The sequence below is a fragment of the Ramlibacter sp. bp-362 genome, assembly GCF_054956735.1.
In genome coordinates, this window is sequence record NZ_JBUDXE010000017.1 from 18818 (window position 1) to 37362 (window position 18545).

17 protein-coding genes are annotated in these 18545 nt (G+C 70.8%); 13 read left to right on the plus strand and 4 right to left on the minus strand.

What is annotated here, in order from left to right; genetic code table 11:
• Positions 1–31: 31 nt before the first annotated feature.
• From ACY0MJ_RS19170 to accD, 12 genes are all read left to right on the plus strand, one after another.
• Entirely contained in the window at positions 32–973 is a 942-nt protein-coding gene (locus ACY0MJ_RS19170; RefSeq protein ID WP_462640190.1) for a LysR family transcriptional regulator, read from the plus strand.
• A gap of 22 nt (positions 974–995) precedes the next feature.
• A complete protein-coding gene (leuC, locus tag ACY0MJ_RS19175) occupies positions 996–2417 on the plus strand; it encodes a 3-isopropylmalate dehydratase large subunit (protein ID WP_462640141.1) in 1422 nt (473 codons plus the stop codon).
• 14 nt (positions 2418–2431) lie between these two features.
• Complete coding sequence (locus ACY0MJ_RS19180; protein WP_462640142.1) at positions 2432–2557, plus strand: entericidin A/B family lipoprotein; 126 nt, start codon at positions 2432–2434, stop codon at positions 2555–2557.
• 2 nt (positions 2558–2559) lie between these two features.
• The gene (leuD, locus tag ACY0MJ_RS19185; RefSeq protein ID WP_462640143.1) at positions 2560–3204 is read left to right on the plus strand and encodes a 3-isopropylmalate dehydratase small subunit; all 645 of its coding nucleotides are present in this window, start codon (positions 2560–2562) and stop codon (positions 3202–3204) included.
• Positions 3205–3344: 140 nt separating this feature from the next.
• Positions 3345–4436, plus strand: coding sequence for a 3-isopropylmalate dehydrogenase (gene leuB, locus ACY0MJ_RS19190; protein ID WP_462640144.1), 1092 nt, complete (start codon positions 3345–3347; stop codon positions 4434–4436).
• An 85-nt stretch (positions 4437–4521) separates the two neighbouring features.
• Positions 4522–5670 carry an aspartate-semialdehyde dehydrogenase gene (asd, locus tag ACY0MJ_RS19195; RefSeq protein WP_462640145.1) on the plus strand — a complete coding sequence of 383 codons (1149 nt, stop codon included), beginning with the start codon at positions 4522–4524 and terminating at the stop codon, positions 5668–5670.
• A gap of 208 nt (positions 5671–5878) precedes the next feature.
• A complete protein-coding gene (locus ACY0MJ_RS19200; protein ID WP_462640146.1) occupies positions 5879–8737 on the plus strand; it encodes a FimV/HubP family polar landmark protein in 2859 nt (952 codons plus the stop codon).
• A gap of 13 nt (positions 8738–8750) precedes the next feature.
• A complete protein-coding gene (gene truA, locus ACY0MJ_RS19205; RefSeq protein WP_462640147.1) occupies positions 8751–9533 on the plus strand; it encodes a tRNA pseudouridine(38-40) synthase TruA in 783 nt (260 codons plus the stop codon).
• The gene (locus tag ACY0MJ_RS19210; protein WP_462640148.1) at positions 9530–10231 is read left to right on the plus strand and encodes a phosphoribosylanthranilate isomerase; all 702 of its coding nucleotides are present in this window, start codon (positions 9530–9532) and stop codon (positions 10229–10231) included. Before truA ends, ACY0MJ_RS19210 begins: the two co-directional genes overlap by 4 nt.
• The gene (gene trpB, locus ACY0MJ_RS19215; protein ID WP_462640149.1) at positions 10209–11459 is read left to right on the plus strand and encodes a tryptophan synthase subunit beta; all 1251 of its coding nucleotides are present in this window, start codon (positions 10209–10211) and stop codon (positions 11457–11459) included. The genes ACY0MJ_RS19210 and trpB overlap by 23 nt, the downstream gene beginning before the upstream one ends.
• Positions 11456–12274: a tryptophan synthase subunit alpha gene (gene trpA / locus ACY0MJ_RS19220; protein WP_462640150.1), complete on the plus strand. Its 819-nt coding sequence runs from the start codon at positions 11456–11458 to the stop codon at positions 12272–12274. The genes trpB and trpA overlap by 4 nt, the downstream gene beginning before the upstream one ends.
• 10 nt (positions 12275–12284) lie before the next feature.
• A complete protein-coding gene (gene accD / locus ACY0MJ_RS19225; RefSeq protein WP_462640151.1) occupies positions 12285–13157 on the plus strand; it encodes an acetyl-CoA carboxylase, carboxyltransferase subunit beta in 873 nt (290 codons plus the stop codon).
• Between the two features lie 129 nt (positions 13158–13286).
• Here the strand turns inward: accD and ACY0MJ_RS19230 are convergent, their stop codons facing one another.
• The gene (locus tag ACY0MJ_RS19230) at positions 13287–13832 is read right to left on the minus strand and encodes a YggT family protein (protein ID WP_462640152.1); all 546 of its coding nucleotides are present in this window, start codon (positions 13830–13832) and stop codon (positions 13287–13289) included.
• A 48-nt stretch (positions 13833–13880) separates the two neighbouring features.
• Here ACY0MJ_RS19230 and ACY0MJ_RS19235 point away from each other — a divergent pair, with 48 nt between their 5' ends.
• Positions 13881–14513 (plus strand): LON peptidase substrate-binding domain-containing protein, encoded by a 633-nt coding sequence (locus tag ACY0MJ_RS19235; protein WP_462640153.1) that lies wholly within the window; start codon positions 13881–13883, stop codon positions 14511–14513.
• Here the strand turns inward: ACY0MJ_RS19235 and ACY0MJ_RS19240 are convergent.
• The 3 genes from ACY0MJ_RS19240 to ACY0MJ_RS19250 are packed head-to-tail and all read right to left on the minus strand — an operon-like array spanning position 14503 to position 18543.
• Positions 14503–16332 (minus strand): polysaccharide biosynthesis protein, encoded by a 1830-nt coding sequence (locus ACY0MJ_RS19240; protein ID WP_462640154.1) that lies wholly within the window; start codon positions 16330–16332, stop codon positions 14503–14505. The two genes, ACY0MJ_RS19235 and ACY0MJ_RS19240, sit on opposite strands and share 11 nt — an antisense overlap.
• A complete protein-coding gene (locus ACY0MJ_RS19245) occupies positions 16316–17824 on the minus strand; it encodes a DegT/DnrJ/EryC1/StrS family aminotransferase (RefSeq protein ID WP_462640155.1) in 1509 nt (502 codons plus the stop codon). The genes ACY0MJ_RS19240 and ACY0MJ_RS19245 overlap by 17 nt, the downstream gene beginning before the upstream one ends.
• Entirely contained in the window at positions 17821–18543 is a 723-nt protein-coding gene (locus tag ACY0MJ_RS19250; RefSeq protein WP_462640156.1) for a PglD-related sugar-binding protein, read from the minus strand. Before ACY0MJ_RS19250 ends, ACY0MJ_RS19245 begins: the two co-directional genes overlap by 4 nt.
• Positions 18544–18545 lie beyond the last annotated feature (2 nt).

The following is an 18545-nucleotide window of genomic DNA, read 5'->3' on the forward strand; positions in this document are numbered from 1 at the left end:
CGCCATCGCCATGCGCGATGCCCAGAGCCCCATGCGCCCGACCGAACGTTCCTTCGCCCGCCGGATCGACCTCACCTCGCTGCAGCTGTTCGTGGCCGTGTGCGAGCTCGGCTCGATCGGCCGCGCGGCCGAGCGCGAGTTCATCGCCGCGTCGGCCGTGAGCAAGCGCCTGTCGGACCTGGAGGCGACCCTCGAGACGCCGCTGCTGTACCGCCACACCCGAGGCGTGAAGCTCACGCCGGCCGGCGAAAGCCTGCTGCACCACGCGCGCTCCGTTTTGTTCAGCCTGGAGAAGATGCAGGCGGAGCTGTCCGAGTACGCCGACGGCGTGCGCGGCCACGTGCGCATCCACGCCAACATCTCCGCCATCGTGCAGTTCCTGCCGGAAGACCTCGGCAGCTTCAGCCAGGAACATCCGCAGGTGAAGATCGACCTGGAGGAGCACCTGAGCAGCGAGGTCGTGCGGGCCGTGCACGAGGGCGCGGCCGACCTGGGCATCTGCAGCCTCGCCGCCGCCGGCAGCCAGGAGCTGCAGAGCCTGCCCTACCGCCACGACGAACTGGTGCTGATCGTGCCGCGCGGCCACGCGCTCGCGCGCCGCGAGGCCGTCGCCTTCGAGGAGACCCTGGACTTCGACCACGTGGGCCTGCACGCCAACAGCTCGATCCACCTCGCGATGCGCGAGGCCGCGGCGGCCGCCGGCCGCGCGATCCGCCTGCGCATCCACGTCACGGGCCTCGACGCGATGTGCCGCATGATCCACAACGGCCTGGGCGTGGGCATCATGCCGCGCCGCGCCTTCAACCTGATGCACGGCGTGGGGGACCTCGAGTGCGTGCGCCTCACCGACGCCTGGGCGCTGCGCGACATCGGCCTGGTCGCCCGCGACTTCTCCACGCTGCCGCTCACCGCCCGCCTGCTGGTGGACCACCTCCGCGCCCGCGCGGAAGGCCAGCAAGCGCTCGCCGCATAGAATTTCACGCAAAGGAAGCCCCATGGGACGCACCCTCTACGACAAGATCTGGGACGAGCACGTCGTCCACACCGAGGAAGACGGCACCGCCATCCTCTACATCGACCGGCACCTGGTGCACGAGGTCACCAGCCCGCAGGCCTTCGAGGGGCTGCGCGAGGCCGGCCGCAAGGTGTGGCGCATCAGCTCGGTCGTGGCCACCGCCGACCACAACACGCCCACCACCGGCTGGGAGCGCGGCTACGACGGCATCACCGACCCGATCTCCAAGGAGCAGGTGACGACGCTCGACAGGAACATCGGCGAGTTCGGCGCCGCCGCCTACTTCCCCTTCCTGTCGAAGCGCCAGGGCATCGTGCACGTGATCGGCCCGGAGTCGGGCGCGACGCTGCCGGGCATGACGGTGGTCTGCGGCGACTCGCACACCTCCACGCACGGCGCCTTCGGCGCGCTGGCGCACGGCATCGGCACCTCCGAGGTGGAGCACGTGCTGGCCACGCAGACGCTGCTGGCGAAGAAGGCGAAGAACATGCTGGTGCAGGTGGACGGCAAGCTCGCCCCCGGCGTGACCGCCAAGGACATCGTGCTGGCCATCATCGGCAGGATCGGCACCGCCGGCGGCACGGGCTACACGATCGAGTTCGCCGGCTCCGCCATCCGCGGCCTGTCCATGGAAGGCCGCATGACCGTCTGCAACATGGCGATCGAGGCCGGCGCGCGCGCCGGCATGGTCGCCCCGGACGAGAAGACCTTCGAATACATCAAGGGCCGCCCCCTCGCGCCCAAGGGCGTGGAATGGGACCAGGCCGTCGCCTACTGGCGCACCCTGCACTCGGACCCCGACGCGAAGTTCGACACGGTGGTCAAGCTGGATGCCAGCCAGGTCGTGCCGCAGGTGACCTGGGGCACCTCGCCCGAGATGGTGACGTCGATCGACGGCCGCGTGCCCGATCCCGACCAGGAGAAGGACGGCAACAAGCGCAACGCGATCGAGCGCGCGCTGACCTACATGGGCCTGCAGCCGGGCAAGCCGATGAACGACATCTACGTGGACAAGGTGTTCATCGGCTCCTGCACCAACAGCCGCATCGAGGACATGCGCGAGGCCGCCGCGGTCATCCGCAAGCTGGGCCGCAAGGTCGCGCCCAACGTGAAGGCGGCGCTGGTCGTGCCGGGCTCCGGCGTGGTCAAGGAGCAGGCCGAGCGCGAGGGCCTGGACAAGGTGTTCCGCGCCGCCGGCTTCGAGTGGCGCGAGCCGGGCTGCTCCATGTGCCTGGCGATGAACGCCGACCGGCTGGAGCCGGGCGAGCGCTGCGCCTCCACCAGCAACCGCAACTTCGAAGGCCGCCAGGGCGCCGGCGGCCGCACGCACCTCGTGAGTCCGGCCATGGCTGCCGCTGCCGCCGTCCATGGCCATTTCGTCGACGTCCGGCAGTTCGCGTGAACCGAGGAGTCCCCATGACCAGGATCGTCATCACCCTGCTCGCCGCCGCCTACGTGCTCGCGGGCTGCAACACCATGCGCGGCTTCGGCCAGGACGTGCAGAAGGCGGGCGAGAAGATCGAACAGAAAGCGAAGCGATAGAGATGGAAAAGTTCGTCGTCCACAAAGGACTGGTCGCGCCGATCGACCGCGAGAACGTCGACACCGACGCGATCATCCCCAAGCAGTTCCTCAAGTCCATCCGCAAGACCGGCTTCGGCCAGAACCTGTTCGACGAGTGGCGCTACCTGGACCACGGCGAGCCGGGGCAGGACCCCGCGAGCCGCAAGCCCAACCCGGACTTCGTGCTGAACCAGCCGCGCTACAAGGGCGCCTCGGTGCTGCTCGCGCGCAAGAACTTCGGCTGCGGCTCCTCGCGCGAGCACGCGCCCTGGGCCATCCAGCAGTACGGCTTCCGCGCGCTGATCGCCCCGAGCTTCGCCGACATCTTCTTCAACAACTGCTTCAAGAACGGCCTGCTGCCCATCGTGCTGCCGGAAGCCACCGTGGCGAAGCTGTTCGACGAGGTGCTGGCCTTCCCCGGCTACGAGCTGACCGTGGACCTGCCGCGCCAGGTGATCGTCAAACCCCAGGGCGAGGAGATCCCGTTCGAGGTACAGGGCTTCCGCAAGTACTGCCTGCTCAACGGCTTCGACGACATCGGCCTGACCCTGCGCCAGTCCGAAAAGATCAAGTCCTACGAAGCCGAACGCCTCGCGACCAAGCCCTGGCTGGCGCACACGCTCTGAAGACCTGAACTTCCGGACGCAAAGGTCGCAAAGGTTGCGCGAAAGTCGCAAAAGGAAATCCAATTCATTTTTGCGATCTTGGCTGTCCCTTTTTGCGACCTTTGCGTCCGGCTGTCCGCTCCCGCATTTGAAAGACACGAATGAAAATCGCAGTCCTCCCTGGTGACGGCATCGGCACCGAGATCGTCGAAGAGGCCGTCAAGGTCCTGAAGGTCCTGGACCTGAAGTTCGAGCTGGAATTCGCCGACGTCGGCGGCACCGCCTATGACAGGCATGGCCACCCGCTGCCGGAAGCCACGCTGAAGCTGGCGAAGGAAGCCGACGCCGTGCTGTTCGGCGCCGTCGGCGACTGGAAGTACGACAAGCTGGAGCGCCAGTTCCGCCCCGAGCAGGCCATCCTGGGCCTGCGCAGGAACCTGGGCCTGTTCGCCAACTTCCGCCCGGCCATCTGCTACGAGCAGCTCACGCACGCTTCCAGCCTCAAGCCGGAGCTGGTCGCGGGCCTGGACATCCTGATCATCCGCGAGCTGACCGGCGACATCTACTTCGGCCAGCCGCGCGGCCGCCGCACGGCCCCGGACGGCCACTTCCCCGGCGCCGAGGAAGCCTTCGACACCATGCGCTACACGCGCCCGGAGATCGAGCGCATCGCCCACGTCGCCTTCCAGGCCGCGCGCAAGCGCAACAAGAAGGTGACGAGCGTCGACAAGGCCAACGTGCTGGAGACCTTCCAGTTCTGGAAGGACGTGGTCACCGAGGTGGGCCAGCAGTACCCGGACGTGAAGCTGGACCACATGTACGTGGACAACGCGGCCATGCAGCTGGTGAAGCAGCCCAAGTCCTTCGACGTGGTGGTCACCGGCAACATGTTCGGCGACATCCTGTCGGACGAGGCGGCCATGCTGACCGGCTCGATCGGCATGCTGCCCTCGGCCAGCCTGAACGCCTCCAACCAGGGCCTGTACGAGCCGTCCCACGGCAGCGCGCCCGACATCGCCGGCAAGGGGGTTGCCAATCCTTTGGCTACAATCCTGTCTGCCGCCATGATGCTCCGCTTCTCCCTCAACCAGCCCGCCGCCGCCGACCGGATCGAGTCCGCGGTGAAGGACGTGCTGTCGCAGGGCCTGCGGACGGCGGACATCTGGTCCGAAGGCACCACGAAGGTCGGCACCCGCGCGATGGGCGACGCCGTCGTGGCCGCGATCACCAAGAAGACGATTACCAAGGGCTAGCAAGCTCCGGTTCGTCGCGCGCCTGTACCCCGGCCGGACGAGCCGGGGGAAAACGGATCACCAGGACACTGAAAGGCGCGCAGCGATGAAACTCTCGAACGGACAACAACCGCTGGTCGGCCTCGTCGGCTGGCGCGGCATGGTCGGCTCGGTCCTCATGGACCGCATGCAGGCCGAAGGCGACTTCGGCCTCATCGAGCCGGTCTTCTTCTCCACGTCCAATGCCGGCGGCAAGGCGCCCGCGCAGGCGAAGAACGAGAAGACGCTGAAGGACGCCCACGACCTCGACGCGCTGAAGAAGTGCGACATCGTGATCACCTGCCAGGGCGGCGACTACACGACCGAGGTCTTCCCCAAGCTGCGCGCGGCCGGCTGGAACGGCCACTGGATCGACGCGGCGTCCACGCTGCGCATGAAGGACGACGCGGTCATCATCCTCGACCCGGTCAACCTGCCCGTGATCAGGAACGCGCTCGCCAAGGGCGGGCGCAACTGGATCGGCGGCAACTGCACCGTCAGCTGCATGCTGATGGGCGTGGGCGCGCTGTACAAGGCCGGCCTGGTCGAGTGGATGACCAGCATGACCTACCAGGCCGCCTCGGGCGGCGGCGCCCAGCACATGCGCGAGCTGCTCACGCAGTTCGGCACGCTCAACGCCGAAGTGCGCGCGCTGCTGGACGACCCGAAGTCGGCCATCCTCGAGATCGACCGCAAGGTGCTCGCGCGCCAGCAGGCGCTCACCGGCGAAGAGACGGCCAACTTCGGCGTGCCCCTGGGCGGCTCGCTGATCCCCTGGATCGACAAGGACCTCGGGGGCGGCGTCTCGCGCGAGGAGTGGAAGGCCGGCGCCGAGACCAACAAGATCCTGGGCCAGGGCGAAGGCTTCGGCACGCAGGCGGTGCCGGTCGACGGCTTCTGCGTGCGCGTCGGCGCGATGCGCTGCCACAGCCAGGCGCTCACCTTCAAGCTGAAGAAGGACGTGCCGGTGGCGGACATTGAGGCGATGATCGCCGCCGACAACGCCTGGGCGAAGGTCGTGCCCAACACGCGCGAGGCCACGATGCAGCAGCTCACGCCGGTGGCCGTGACGGGCACGCTGCAGATCCCGGTGGGCCGCATCCGCAAGCTCGCGATGGGTCCCGAGTACGTCGGCGCCTTCACCATCGGCGACCAGCTGCTGTGGGGCGCGGCGGAGCCGCTGCGCCGCATGCTGCGCATCCTGCTCGAGGCCTGACCGGCCGCCCCCGCCCGCGCGGGGGCGCGTTGTGAGGCGACAACATCGCTTGCGCGCGTGAAGCAGCGCGCAAGCGTTCCACGGACGTTAAGCGGTGTCTCAGCTTGTCAGCCTAAGACGTTGCTGTTATGGTCCTTTTTCGAATTCAGCCTCGAAGGCAATGGGCCGCATGAAGAGAAAAAGACTGCCTCCCGACCGAGCAGTGGGGATGCCGACAACGAGGAGCCTGCCGAAGCTTCGGCTGTCTACGCTGGCACTGGCGGCAGCAGTCACCTTCGGCTTTGCCTCTCCCGACGCCCTGGCCCTCGCGCTGGGACGGGTGACCGTGCAGTCCGCGCTCGGCGAGCCGCTGCGCGCGCAGATCGACGTTCCCCAGATCACGCCCGAGGAGATCGCCTCGCTGCGCGCCGTGATCGCCACGCCCGCCACCTTCCGCGCCCAGGGCCTCGAGTACAGCCAGGCCCTCGCCAACGTCGCCATCACCCTGCAGCGCCGCCCGGACGGCAGCTACTTCCTGAACCTCGCGAGCGACCGCGCGGTCAACGAGCCCTTCGTCGACGTGATCCTGGAGACCAACTGGTCCTCCGGCCGCGTGCAGCGCGAGTTCACGATGCTGTTCGACCCGCCGGCGCTGCGGCAGCCGGCCGCGCCGCTGACGGCGCAGGTCGCTCCCGCGCCGGCGCCTGCCCCCGCCCCGGCCGAACGCACCGCGCCGGCTCCGGCACCCGCCCCCGAGGCCGCGGCACGACCGGCTCCGGTGGAAGCGCCCGCGCCCTCCGCGGCGCCTGCGCCTGCGCCCGCGACCGCGGTCCGCGCGCCGTCCACGCCCGCACCCGCAGCCGCGCCGGCGAGCGAACCCGCCAAGCGCGTGACCGTGCAGTCCGGCGACACCGCCGGGCGCATCGCCGCCGCCAACAAGCCCGCCAGCGTGTCGCTGGACCAGATGCTGATCGCGATGCTGCGGGCCAACCCCGACGCCTTCGTCGACAACAACGTCAACCGCCTGAAGGCCGGCGCCGTGCTGGAGATGCCCAGCGGCGACGACGCGAGCGGCATCGCGCCGGACGAGGCGCGCCAGATGATCGTCGCGCAGAGCCGCGACTTCAACGAATACCGCCGGCGCCTGGCCCAGGCCGTGCCGGCCGCGGCGACGCCCAGCGCCAGCCGCCAGGCCTCGGGCCGCGTGCAGGCCCAGGTGGAAGACAAGAAGGGCGCGACCGCCACGCCGGACCGCCTGACGCTGTCCAAGGGCGCGGTGCAGGGCAAGACCGCCCGCGCCGACCAGATCGCGCGCGAGCGCGCGGCCCGCGACGCGGAAGCGCGCGTCGCCGAGTTGAACAAGAACATCGCGGACCTGAACCGCCTGCAGGGCAGCACCCCGGGCGCTGCGGGCACGGCGCGTCCGGCCCCCGGCATCACGGCGCCGCCCGGCGTGAGCGCGGCTCCGGCGGCCGCGGCGAAGCCCGCGTCCGCCCCGGCCGCCGCAACGGCGGCCAAGCCTGCCTCGGCGCCGGCTGCGGCGCCGGCCGTCGTCGCCGCCGCGAAGCCCGCCTCTGCTCCCGCTCCCGCCGCCGCGACGGCCGCCAAGCCCGCCGCGCCGGCTTCGGCCGCCCCCGCGACGGCTGCCGCGCCTGCACCTGCGCCCGCACCGGCCGCCGTGCCGGCGCCGGCGGCCGCGCCCGCGGTGACCGCCAGTTCCGCTGCCGCTCCGGCTTCGGCCCCGCGTCCCGCCGCCAGCACGGCCGCCGCCGCGGCCAAGCCCCCGGTGAAGCGTCCCGCCGCGCCGCCGCCGCCCGAGCCGAGCTTCCTGGACGAAGTGCTGGAGAACCCGCTGATCCCCGCACTGGGCGTCGGCCTGCTGGCCGTGCTCCTGGGCCTGGGCTTCTACAAGGTGCGCCAGAAGCGCAAGACGGCCGCCGTCGACAGCTCCTTCCTGGAAAGCCGCCTGCAGCCCGACTCCTTCTTCGGCGCCAGCGGCGGCCAGCGCATCGACACCGCCGAATCGAACAACCCGACGGGGTCGTCGATGGTCTATTCGCCCAGCCAGCTCGATGCGGCGGGCGACGTGGACCCGGTGGCCGAGGCCGACGTGTACCTGGCCTACGGCCGCGACCTGCAGGCCGAGGAGATCCTCAAGGAGGCGCTGCGCATCAACCCGCAGCGCGTGGCGATCCACGCCAAGCTGCTGGAGATCTACGCGAAGCGCCGCGACGTCAAGGCCTTCGAGGCCGTGGCCGCCGAGGCCCACAGCCTGACCCAGGGCTCCGGCCCGGAGTGGGACCACATCTGCGACCTCGGCCGCGAACTGGATCCCGCCAACCCGATGTACCGCCCTGGCGGCCAGCCGGGCGCCGCCCCCGTTGCGGCGGCGGCCGCGCCCGCGCGTGCCTCCGTGGCCGCACCGGCGCCCGCTGCGGCGCCCGGCGACCTCGACCTGGACCTGGACTTCTCGCTCGGTGACGACCAGGACACGCTGCAGCCGCCGGCCGCCGTGGCCCCGCCGCCGCCCGCACGCCCGGCCCCGGCCCCGGCCCCGGCCCCGGTGGCAACCGCCCCCGCGCCCATGGAGCCGCCACCGCTGGAGATGGACTTCAGCAGCCCGCCGGCCGCCGCGCCGCAGCCCGCGCACAGCGAAGCGCCTTCGCTGAGCCTGGACTCGAACGCGCTGGAATTCGAACCCGTCGCGCCGGCGCCCGCTCCCAAGGCCGCTCCGGCTCCGGCGCCCGCCGCGAAGAACGACATGCTGGAGTTCGACCTCGGCGGCCTCTCGCTGGACCTGCCGGGCAACGACGCCGCGCCCGCGCCTTCCGCTGCTGCACCCGCGCCCGCCGCGGCCAAGCCGCCGGCGATGGACCTGGGGTCGTCGCTCAGTCTCGATGCACCGGCTTCCCTGCCCGCCATGGGCGACGCCGGCGACAACCCGCTGGCCACCAAGCTGGCGCTGGCCGAGGAATTCAACGCCATCGGCGACGCCGACGGCGCGCGCAGCCTCGCCGAGGAAGTGCTGGCCGAAGCCTCCGGCGACCTCAAGTCGCGCGCGCAGAAGCTGCTCGCCGAGATCGGTTGATCCGGCGGCGGTCGTGAGACTCGCCCTCGGCATCAGCTACAACGGACAGGCCTACGACGGCTGGCAGAGCCAGCCCTCGGGCCGCACCGTGCAGGACCACCTCGAAGCGGCCCTGCGGCAATTCGCCACCGTGCCCCTCTCCACCGTCTGCGCCGGCCGCACCGATGCCGGCGTGCACGGCCTCATGCAGGTGGTCCACTTCGACACCGACCTCACGCGCGAGGACTTCTCCTGGGTGCGCGGCACCAACACCTTCCTGCCGCCCGACATCGCCGTGCAATGGGCGCGCCCCGTGCCCGACGCCTTCCACGCCCGCAACAGCGCGAAAGCCCGCCGCTACGCCTACGTGCTGCTCGAGTCGCCCGTGCGCCCGAGCGTCGAGGCCGGCCGCGTCGGCTGGGTGTTCCGGCCGCTGGATGCCGACGCGATGCGCGCCGCCGCGGCGCACCTGGTGGGCGAACACGACTTCACGTCCTTCCGCGCCTCCTCCTGCCAGTCGCCCACGCCGGTGAAGACGCTGGCGCCCATCACCATCACGCGCCGGGGCCCTTACTGGCGCTTCGAATTCCAGGGCAACGCCTTCCTGCACCACATGATCCGCAACCTCATGGGTTGCCTGGTCGCCGTCGGCCAAGGCCTGCACGGCCCGGACTGGATGCGGGAGGTGCTGGAGGCGCGCAGCCGCGACGCCGCCGCGCCGACTTTCTCGCCCGACGGCCTGTATTTCCTGGGGCCCGTGTACGAAGCCCGCTGGGGGCTGCCGAGCCAGGCGGCTGCGTATGATTGGCTGCCATGAAAGCCGACTTGCGCACCCGCATCAAGATCTGCGGCCTGACGCGCGAGCAGGACGTGGATGCCGCCGTGGCCGCCGGCGCCGACGCGATCGGACTGGTGCTGTACCCGAAGAGCCCGCGCTACGTGAGCGCCGAGCGCGCCGGTGAACTGGCCCGGCGCCTGCCCCCCTTCGTCACCCCGGTGCTGCTGTTCGTGAACGAGCCCGTCGCGAGCGTGCGCGCGGCCTGCGCCCACGTGCCCGCCGCCATGCTGCAGTTCCACGGCGACGAGACGCCCCAGCAGTGCCGCGAGGCGGCGGCCGGCCGGCCCTGGATGCGCGCCGCCCGCATCCCGACCGACCCGGCCGCGGCCTTCGACTTGCTAAAATTCGCCGCAGAGTTCCACGAGGCGCAGGCCCTGCTGCTCGACGCCCACGTCGAGGGCTTCGGCGGCGCCGGACGCACCTTCCCATGGTCACGCCTGCCTCCAAGCGCCAGCTGTCACGCCGTCTTGTCTGGTGGGCTCACGCCTGCAAACGTGGGCGAGGGCATCGCGCAGGTGCGGCCGCGTTTCGCGACGCTGGCCGTTGACGTGAGCTCCGGCGTCGAGTCCAGCAAGGGCATCAAGGACGCCGGGAAGATCCATCAGTTCGTCGCCGCCGTGCGGGCCGCGGACGAACGCCTTGCAAGGTCACCCCATGTCCCCTTACCAGCAGCCTGACGCCAGCGGCCATTTCGGCCGCTACGGCGGCAGCTTCGTCAGCGAGACGCTGACCCACGCCATCGCCGAACTGCGCGAGGCCTACGCGAAGTACCAGGACGACCCCGAGTTCAGGCGCGAGTTCGAGTACGAGCTGAAGCACTACGTCGGCCGGCCCTCGCCCATCTACCACGCCGAGCGCATGAGCCGCGAACAGGGCGGCGCGCAGATCTACCTGAAGCGCGAGGACCTCAACCACACCGGCGCGCACAAGATCAACAACGTGATCGGCCAGGCCATGCTCGCGAAGCGCATGGGCAAGCCGCGCGTGATCGCCGAGACCGGGGCCGGCCAGCACGGCGTGGCCACGGCCACCATCTGCGCCCGCTACGGGCTCGAGTGCGTGGTCTACATGGGCAGCAACGACGTCGCCCGGCAGAGCCCCAACGTCTACCGCATGAACCTGCTGGGCGCCCGCGTGGTGCCGGTGGAGTCCGGCAGCAAGACGCTCAAGGACGCGCTGAACGAGGCCATGCGCGACTGGGTCACCAACGTCGAGAACACCTTCTACATCATCGGCACGGTGGCGGGCCCGCACCCCTACCCGATGATGGTGCGCGACTTCCAGAGCGTGATCGGCACCGAGTCGATCGCGCAGATGCCGGAACTGGCCGGCCGCCAGCCCGACGCGGTGATCGCCTGCGTGGGCGGCGGCAGCAACGCCATGGGCATCTTTCACCCTTACATCCCCTACGAGAACACGCGCCTGATCGGCGTGGAAGCGGCGGGCGAAGGCCTGGACAGCGGCAAGCACTCGGCCTCGCTGCAGCGCGGCGCGCCCGGCGTGCTGCACGGCAACCGCACCTACATCCTGCAGGACCCGAACGGCCAGATCATCGAGACGCACAGCGTCAGCGCCGGCCTGGACTATCCCGGCGTCGGCCCCGAGCACGCCTGGCTCAAGGACACCGGCCGGGCGGAATACGTGGGCGTCACCGACCAGGAAGCGCTGGAAGCCTTCCACTACCTGTGCCGCACCGAAGGCATCATCCCGGCGCTGGAGTCCAGCCATGCCGTCGCCTACGCGATGAAGCTGGCGAAGACGATGAAGCCGGAACAGGCCATCCTCGTGAACCTGTCCGGCCGCGGCGACAAGGACATCGGCACCGTCGCCGACCTCGCGGGCGTGGAGTTCTACGACCGGCCCTCCATGCGCGGCCTCTCCCTCAAGGGAGGGCCCAAGCGATGAGCCGCATCCAGGCCACTTTCGAGCGGCTCGCGCGCGACAAGCGCAAGGCGCTCATCCCCTACATCACCGCCGGCTTCCCCTTCCCCGACATCACGCCCGAGCTGATGCACGCGATGGTGGAAGCGGGCAGCGACGTCATCGAACTGGGCGTGCCCTTCTCCGACCCGATGGCAGACGGCCCGGTCGTGCAGAAGGCCGGCGAAGTCGCGCTGGGCTTCGGCATCGGCCTGGCGCAGGTGCTGGCGATGGTGAAGACGTTCCGCCAACGCGACCAGGAAACGCCCGTCGTGCTGATGGGCTATGCCAACCCGGTGGAGCGCTACGAGCTCGCGCACGGCGAAGGCAGCCTGGCGCGCGACGCGGCCGCGGCCGGCGTCGACGGCCTGCTGATCGTCGACTACCCGCCGGAGGAATGCGAAGCCTTCGCCGCCCAGCTGAAAGCCAGCGGCGTGGACCTGATCTTCCTGCTGGCGCCCACCAGCACCGACGAGCGCATCCAGCAGGTCGCGCGCGTGGCGAGCGGCTACGTCTACTACGTCTCGCTCAAGGGCGTGACGGGCGCCGGCAACCTGGACACCTCCGCCGTGGAGGAAGCGCTGCCGCGCATCCGCAGGCACGTGAAGATCCCGGTGGGCGTGGGCTTCGGCATCCGCGATGCGGTCACGGCCCGCGTCATCGGCCGCGTCGCCGACGCCGTCGTGATCGGCTCCAAGGTCATCCAGGTCGTGGAAGACCAGCCGCGCGATCGCGTGCTGCCCGCGCTGTCCGCCTTCCTGCGCGAGATCCGGACCGCGCTAGACTCGAACAACCCCTGAGGAGCCCTGCATGAGCTGGTTGGAAAAACTGCTGCCCCCGAAGATCCAGCCCACGGATCCCAACGAGCGGCGCAGCGTGCCGGAAGGCCTGTGGATCAAGTGTCCCAGCTGCGAGACGGTGCTGTACAAGACCGACCTGGAGCAGAACCAGAACGTCTGCCCGACCTGCGGCCACCACCACCGCATCGGGGCCCGCGCGCGGCTGAACGCCTTCCTCGACGCCGAGGGCCGCTACGAGATCGGCCAGGAAGTCATCCCGGTGGATCCGCTCAAGTTCCAGGACAGCCGCAAGTACCCGCAGCGCCTGAAGGAAGCGCTGGAGAACACCGGCGAGACCGACGCGCTGGTGGTGATGGGCGGCTCCGTGCACAGCATCAACCTGGTGGCGGCCTGCTTCGAGTTCGACTTCATGGGCGGCTCCATGGGCAGCGTGGTCGGCGAGCGCTTCGTGCGCGGCGTCGAGACCGCGATCGAGCAGAAGGTGCCCTTCCTGTGCTTCACCGCCACCGGCGGCGCCCGCATGCAGGAAGGCCTGCTGTCGCTGATGCAGATGGCCAAGACGAATGCCGCGCTGACGCGCCTGGCCAAGAAGGGCCTGCCCTACATCAGCGTGCTGACCGACCCGACCATGGGCGGCGTCAGCGCCGGCTTCGCGTTCGTCGGCGACGTCGTGATCGCCGAACCCAAGGCCCTGATCGGCTTCGCCGGCCCGCGCGTGATCGAGTCCACGGTGCGCGTGAAGCTGCCCGAAGGCTTCCAGCGCGCGGAGTTCCTGCAGGAAAAAGGCGCCGTCGACTTCATCTGCGACCGCCGCGAACTCCGCAAGACCGTCGCGAACGTCCTGGCGATGCTGACACGTCAGTCCGCCGACGCGGTGGAATAGCAGACGGTTAGAACGCAGAGGACGCAAAGGTTACGCAGAGAACGCAGAGGAAAACCTTTGATGGTCTTCTCTGCGTTCTCTGCGTAGTTTCTGCGTCCTCTGCGTTCTTCTTTTGAGCCTCCCCCAGCCTTACCGGATCACCGCATCCTGCAGGTTCGCCACGACGATCGCGGCGACCTGCAGCACGACCAGCAGCGCCAGGGGCGACAGGTCGAAGCCGCCCACCAGCGGGATGATGCGGCGGAAGGGGCGCAGCAGCGGGGCCGTGAGGCGGTCGATCACGTCGACGATGGGCGAGTCGGCCTGCACCCAGGACAGGATCGCGTAGACGATCACCAGACCGATCGCGCCCGAGATCACCAGCCGCACCAGCCCGAACAGCGCCAGCACCGGCACCAGGCCCGGGTGGCCGCGGCCGATGAGCAGCCACAGGATGCCGAACTGCGCCAGCTCGAACAGGTAGGCCGCCAGCAGGCTGGACAGGTCCCACTTGCGCACGGACGGCAGGACGCGCCGCAATGGCAGCACGATCCAGTCCGTCAGCGCGAAGATGAAGCGCCCGACCGGGTTGCCGAAGGGGATGCGCTGGTACTGCATGTAGAAGCGCAACAGGCATGCACCGCCGAGCAGGCCGGCGGCGATGTCGAGGAGGAAGGAAACGATCTGGAGGAACATGGACCCTCGGAAGTCGTGGGATGATAGCGGCAGCCACCGGACCTGCCCGTGCCCGCCACCCTGACCCTGCAGTCGCTCCCGCTCTTTCCGCTCAGCGCGGTGCTGTTCCCCGACGGTCTGCTGTCGCTGCGCGTCTTCGAGGTCCGCTATCTCGACATGATCGGCAAGTGCCGCAAGGCCGGCGCCCCGTTCGGCGTGGTGTCCCTGACGCAGGGCCAGGAAGTGCGCCGGCCCGGCGTGCAGGAAGCCTTCTCGCAGGTCGGCACGCTCGCGGCCATCCAGGACTTCGAGCAGCCGCAGCCCGGCCTGATGCTGGTGCGCGCGACGGGTGCACAGCGCTTCCGCATCACGTCCAGCGACCAGCTGAAGCACGGCCTGTGGGTCGCCGACGTCGAGCGTCTGCCGGCCGACCTGGCCGTGCCCATCCCCGAGGACCTGAAGCCGGCGGCCGACGCGCTGCAGCGGCTGATCCAATCGCTGCAGCTGAAGCCCGGCAATCCCGGACCGATGCCGCTGCTGCCGCCGTGGAAGCTGGACGATTGCGGCTGGGTGGCGAACCGCTGGTGCGAACTGCTTCCCTTGCCCGTCGGGCTGAAGCAGCGGCTGATGGAGCTGGACAATCCGCTGGTGCGGCTGGAGTTGGTGAGCGACGTGTTGACGCGCACCGGCATCATGTCGTGACCGGGGCCCCGACGCGGCCCGGCACGTACTCCGGCACGCGCTCCTTCAACCACGCCCGCAGCGCCGCAGACGGCGGCTGCGCCCCCGCCTCCTCGATCCACCGCACCACCGCCTCGACATCCGGCAATGGTCCCGCCGTCTTGGCGATGCGCAGCTTCGCGTGCGGCGTCGGCTCCGTGGTCTCGTCGTCGGCCAGCAGTTCCTCGTAGAGCTTCTCGCCCGGGCGCAGGCCGGTGTAGCTGATCGGGACTTCCTGCTCGGTCTTGCCCGAGAGGCGGATCAGCATGCGCGCCAGTTCCACGATCTTCACCGGCTCGCCCATGTCCAGCACGAAGATCTGCCCCGAGCGCCCCATCAGCCCGGCCTGCAGCACCAGCTGCGCCGCCTCCGGGATGGTCATGAAGTAGCGCACGATCTCCGGATGCGTGACGGTGACCGGGCCGCCGCGCGCGATCTGCTGCGTGAAGAGGGGGACCACCGAGCCGCTGGAGCCCAGCACGTTGCCGAAGCGCACCGACACGAACTGCGTGCGCGGCTCGCGCGCGGCCAGCGCCTGCAGCACCAGCTCGGCCAGCCGCTTGCTGGCGCCCATCACGTTGGTGGGGTTCACCGCCTTGTCGGTGGACACCAGCACGAAGCGGTGCGCGCCGCAGGCCGCGGCCGCCCGCGCCGCGTGCAGAGTGCCCAGGACGTTGGTGCGCAAGGCCTCGACCTCGTTGAGCTCCTCCATCAGCGGCACGTGCTTGTACGCCGCGGCGTGAAACACCACGGCCGGCTTGTGCTGGCACAGGATCGCGTGCAGCCGCCCGGGTTCCCGCACGTTGGCCGTGTAGTAGACCGCCTGCATCTGGGGATGCGAGCGCCGCAGCTCCTGCTCCAGCTGGTAGATGCCGTACTCCGAGACGTCGATGCACACCAGCCGGCCGGCGCCGAAGCGGGCCACCTGCCGGCACAGCTCGGAGCCGATCGAGCCACCCGCGCCCGTGATGGCGACCACCTGGCCGGAGAACAGGTCGGCGAGCCCCGCCACGTCCAGTTCCACCGGCGCGCGCCCGAGCAGGTCTTCCAGCTCGATGCGGCGCGGGCCGGTGCTTTCCGGCTGCAGCCATTCGTCCGGACGGGGCAGCGTCAGCAGCGAGATGCCCGCTTCGGAGGCGAGCAGCAGGGCCTGGCGGCGCTGCTCCGATCCCGGGGGGCTCGCCACCAGCGCGGTGCGCGCCTGCGCCGCGGCGCAGACCTGCGGCAGTTCGTCGGCCATGCCGCGCACGCGCACGTCCTGGAGCGTGCGGCCGCGCTCGGCGGCCAGCGGCGAGACGATGCCCACGGCGCGCCAGCGCAGCGAGCCCTTGAGCGCCCGCAGCGCACCGGCCGCTTCGTCCAGCGTGCCGACGATGATCACCGGCGTGCCGCCGCCGCCCTGGTGGCGGCTCTCGGCGAAGGTGCGCCAGGCCGCGCGCACCGCGCCCAGCAGCAGCAGCGCGAGCAGTGGCTGCAGCAGCAGCACGGAACGCGGGAACTCGGGCAGGCGCAGCATCAGCACGGCGACGGCCGTGAGCACGCCGCCCAGGAACACGCCGGCGGCGAGCTGGCGGAATTCGGACAGGCCGATGTAGCTCCACACCTGGCGGTCCACGCGCAGCAGCAGCAGGCCGGCGCCCAGGCCCACGACGCACCAGCCGCTCGCGGCGCGCGCGAGCTGCGCGAACTCGGGCGGCAGGTCCAGGTTGAAGCGCAGCCAGAACGCCGCCCACCAGGCCACGAGGCCCAGGGCGAGGTCGAGGGCCAGCAGCGCCAGCGCGCTCCTAGAGGGCAGCCGCACCCAGCGCCTCCGCGCGCGCGAGGGCGCGCCGCAGGTGCTCGATCACGCGTTCGAGCTGTTCGTCCGAGAGGTTGGAGCCGGAAGGCAGGCACAGGCCCGCCGCGAACAGGCCGGCGGCCACGTCCTCGCCTTCGGCGTGCGGGAAGTACGGCGCGCCCGCGAAGAGCGGCTGCAGGTGCATGGGCTTCCAGACGGGCCGCGCCTCGATCGAGTGGCGCGCCAGGCTGCGCAGCACGTGGTCGCGCCGCTGCGCCGCGTCGGCGCCCTGCAGCAGCAGGCAGGTGAGCCAGCGCGTGGATCGCATGCCGTCCGGCTCCGGCATCCACTGCACCTCGGCGAGGCCGGCCAGCGCCTCGCGGTAGCGCGCGTGGATCGCGCGCCGGCGCGCCACGCGCTCGTCCAGCACGCGCAGCTGCCCGCGGCCGATGCCGGCCAGCACGTTGCTCATGCGGTAGTTGAAGCCCACCTCCACGTGCTCGTAGTGCGCCGCCGGCTCGCGCGCCTGCGTGGAGAGCTTGCGGGCGCGCGCGACCAGGTCCGCGTCGTCGGACACCAGCATGCCGCCGCCCGAAGTGGTGATGATCTTGTTGCCGTTGAAGGAGTAGACGCCCACGCGGCCGAAGCTGCCGCTCGCGCGTCCCTTGTAGGTGGCGCCCAGCGATTCGGCGGCGTCCTCCAGCACCGGCACGCCGTGGCGTTCGCACAGGGGCAGCAGCGCGTCCATGTCGGCGCTCTGGCCGTACAGGTCGACGATCACCACGCAGCGCGGCATCCGCCCGGCCCGCTTCGCCCAGTCGAAGGCGCGTTCCAGCGCGGCGGGCGACATGTTCCACGAGCCGGGCTCCGAGTCGACGAACACCGGCTGCGCGCCGCAGTACAGGATGGGATTGCAGCTGCCGACGAAGGTGAGCGAGGAGCAGAACACGGTGTCGCCGGGCTTCACGCCCAGCAGCAGCAGGCCCAGGTGGATCGCCGCCGTGCCGGAGCTGAGCGCCGCCGCATGGCCGACGCCGGCATAGGCGGCGAGCTCGCGCTCGAAGCCGTCCACGTGCGGGCCCAGCGGCGCGATCCAGTTGGTGCGGAAGGCCTCCTCGACGAAGGCAGTCTCCTCCTCGCCCAGGTGCGGCGAGGACAGCCAGATGCGCTGCGACAGCTCGCGCCGCAGCACCAGGTCCACGGGCCGGCCTTCGCCGTCCACCACGGGCAGCGCGTCGATCAGGTGCTGGTCCAGCAGCGCCAGCGCGCGGGTGACCGGCTCCTCTTCGCCCATGGTGATGGGCGCCTGGCCGGGCAGCGCGGCGACGTAGGCCGTGTCGGGCATGCGCGCGAGCGCGGCGCGGCGCAGGTCGCCGTCGGTGAGCGTGCGCCGCAGCTTGCCGTTGCTGTCCAGGAGCAGCAGCACGCCCTTGGCGGTGCGCTCCAGCCGGTCGAGCGCCTCGCGCACCGTGCAGGTGGCGGGCACGCACAGCGCGCGGAACTGCTGCTCGTTCACCGCACCCTCCGCGCGGGCACGCCGGCATAGACGCCCGCCTGCTCGAGGTTGTCGCGCACGACGGCCCCGGCGCCGATCACCACGTCGTCGCCGACGCGCACGCCGGGCAGCAGCTTGGCGCCGGCGCCGACCAGCACGCGCCGGCCGACCTGCACGCTGCCGCCCAGGGCGGCGAGCGGCGCGATGTGGCTGAAGTCGCCGACCTGCGCATCGTGATCCACGACCGCGCCGTGGTTGACGATCACCGACACCCCGAGTCGCGCCGCCGGCGCGACGACCGATTGCGCCGCGAGGAAACATCCCGCCCCGACCACGGCATGCGGCGACACGCTCGCATGCGGATGGACCACCGTGGCGAGCGGGAGTGCGGTGGGGTTCGCTGCGCTCACCGCCACCCTACGGGGATCACCATCGCCGGGGTTCGTAGGGTGGCGGTGAGAAAGCGAAGCGTCGAACCCCACCGCAACCCCGCGCGCCTCCCGCTCCCGCGCCACCGCCGACCCGATCGCCACATGCACTTCGGTGCTGCCGGCGAGCGCCTCGTCCATCGCCTCGACGGCGAGCCCCGCCCACAACACCTGCCCCACCCGCCCCGCATCCCGATCCGTCACCCGCACCCGCCCCCATCGCCCCTGCGCGATGGCGGCATCCGCGACGACGCGCCCATGCCCGCCGGCGCCGAAGATCAAGAGGCTGGAAGGGGAGGAAGAAGCAGGCACGG

Bases quoted from the DNA above. Each gene is read 5' to 3' on its own strand.
- ACY0MJ_RS19170 (WP_462640190.1), top strand. From the start codon at position 32: ATGCGCCCGACCGAACGTTCCTTCGCCCGCCGGATCGACCTCACCTCG.
- leuC (WP_462640141.1), top strand. From the start codon at position 996: ATGGGACGCACCCTCTACGACAAGATCTGGGACGAGCACGTCGTCCAC.
- ACY0MJ_RS19180 (WP_462640142.1), top strand. From the start codon at position 2,432: ATGACCAGGATCGTCATCACCCTGCTCGCCGCCGCCTACGTGCTCGCG.
- leuD (WP_462640143.1), top strand. From the start codon at position 2,560: ATGGAAAAGTTCGTCGTCCACAAAGGACTGGTCGCGCCGATCGACCGC.
- leuB (WP_462640144.1), top strand. From the start codon at position 3,345: ATGAAAATCGCAGTCCTCCCTGGTGACGGCATCGGCACCGAGATCGTC.
- asd (WP_462640145.1), top strand. From the start codon at position 4,522: ATGAAACTCTCGAACGGACAACAACCGCTGGTCGGCCTCGTCGGCTGG.
- ACY0MJ_RS19200 (WP_462640146.1), top strand. From the start codon at position 5,879: ATGCCGACAACGAGGAGCCTGCCGAAGCTTCGGCTGTCTACGCTGGCA.
- ACY0MJ_RS19210 (WP_462640148.1), top strand. From the start codon at position 9,530: ATGAAAGCCGACTTGCGCACCCGCATCAAGATCTGCGGCCTGACGCGC.
- trpB (WP_462640149.1), top strand. From the start codon at position 10,209: ATGTCCCCTTACCAGCAGCCTGACGCCAGCGGCCATTTCGGCCGCTAC.
- trpA (WP_462640150.1), top strand. From the start codon at position 11,456: ATGAGCCGCATCCAGGCCACTTTCGAGCGGCTCGCGCGCGACAAGCGC.
- accD (WP_462640151.1), top strand. From the start codon at position 12,285: ATGAGCTGGTTGGAAAAACTGCTGCCCCCGAAGATCCAGCCCACGGAT.
- ACY0MJ_RS19230 (WP_462640152.1), bottom strand. From the start codon at position 13,832: ATGTTCCTCCAGATCGTTTCCTTCCTCCTCGACATCGCCGCCGGCCTG.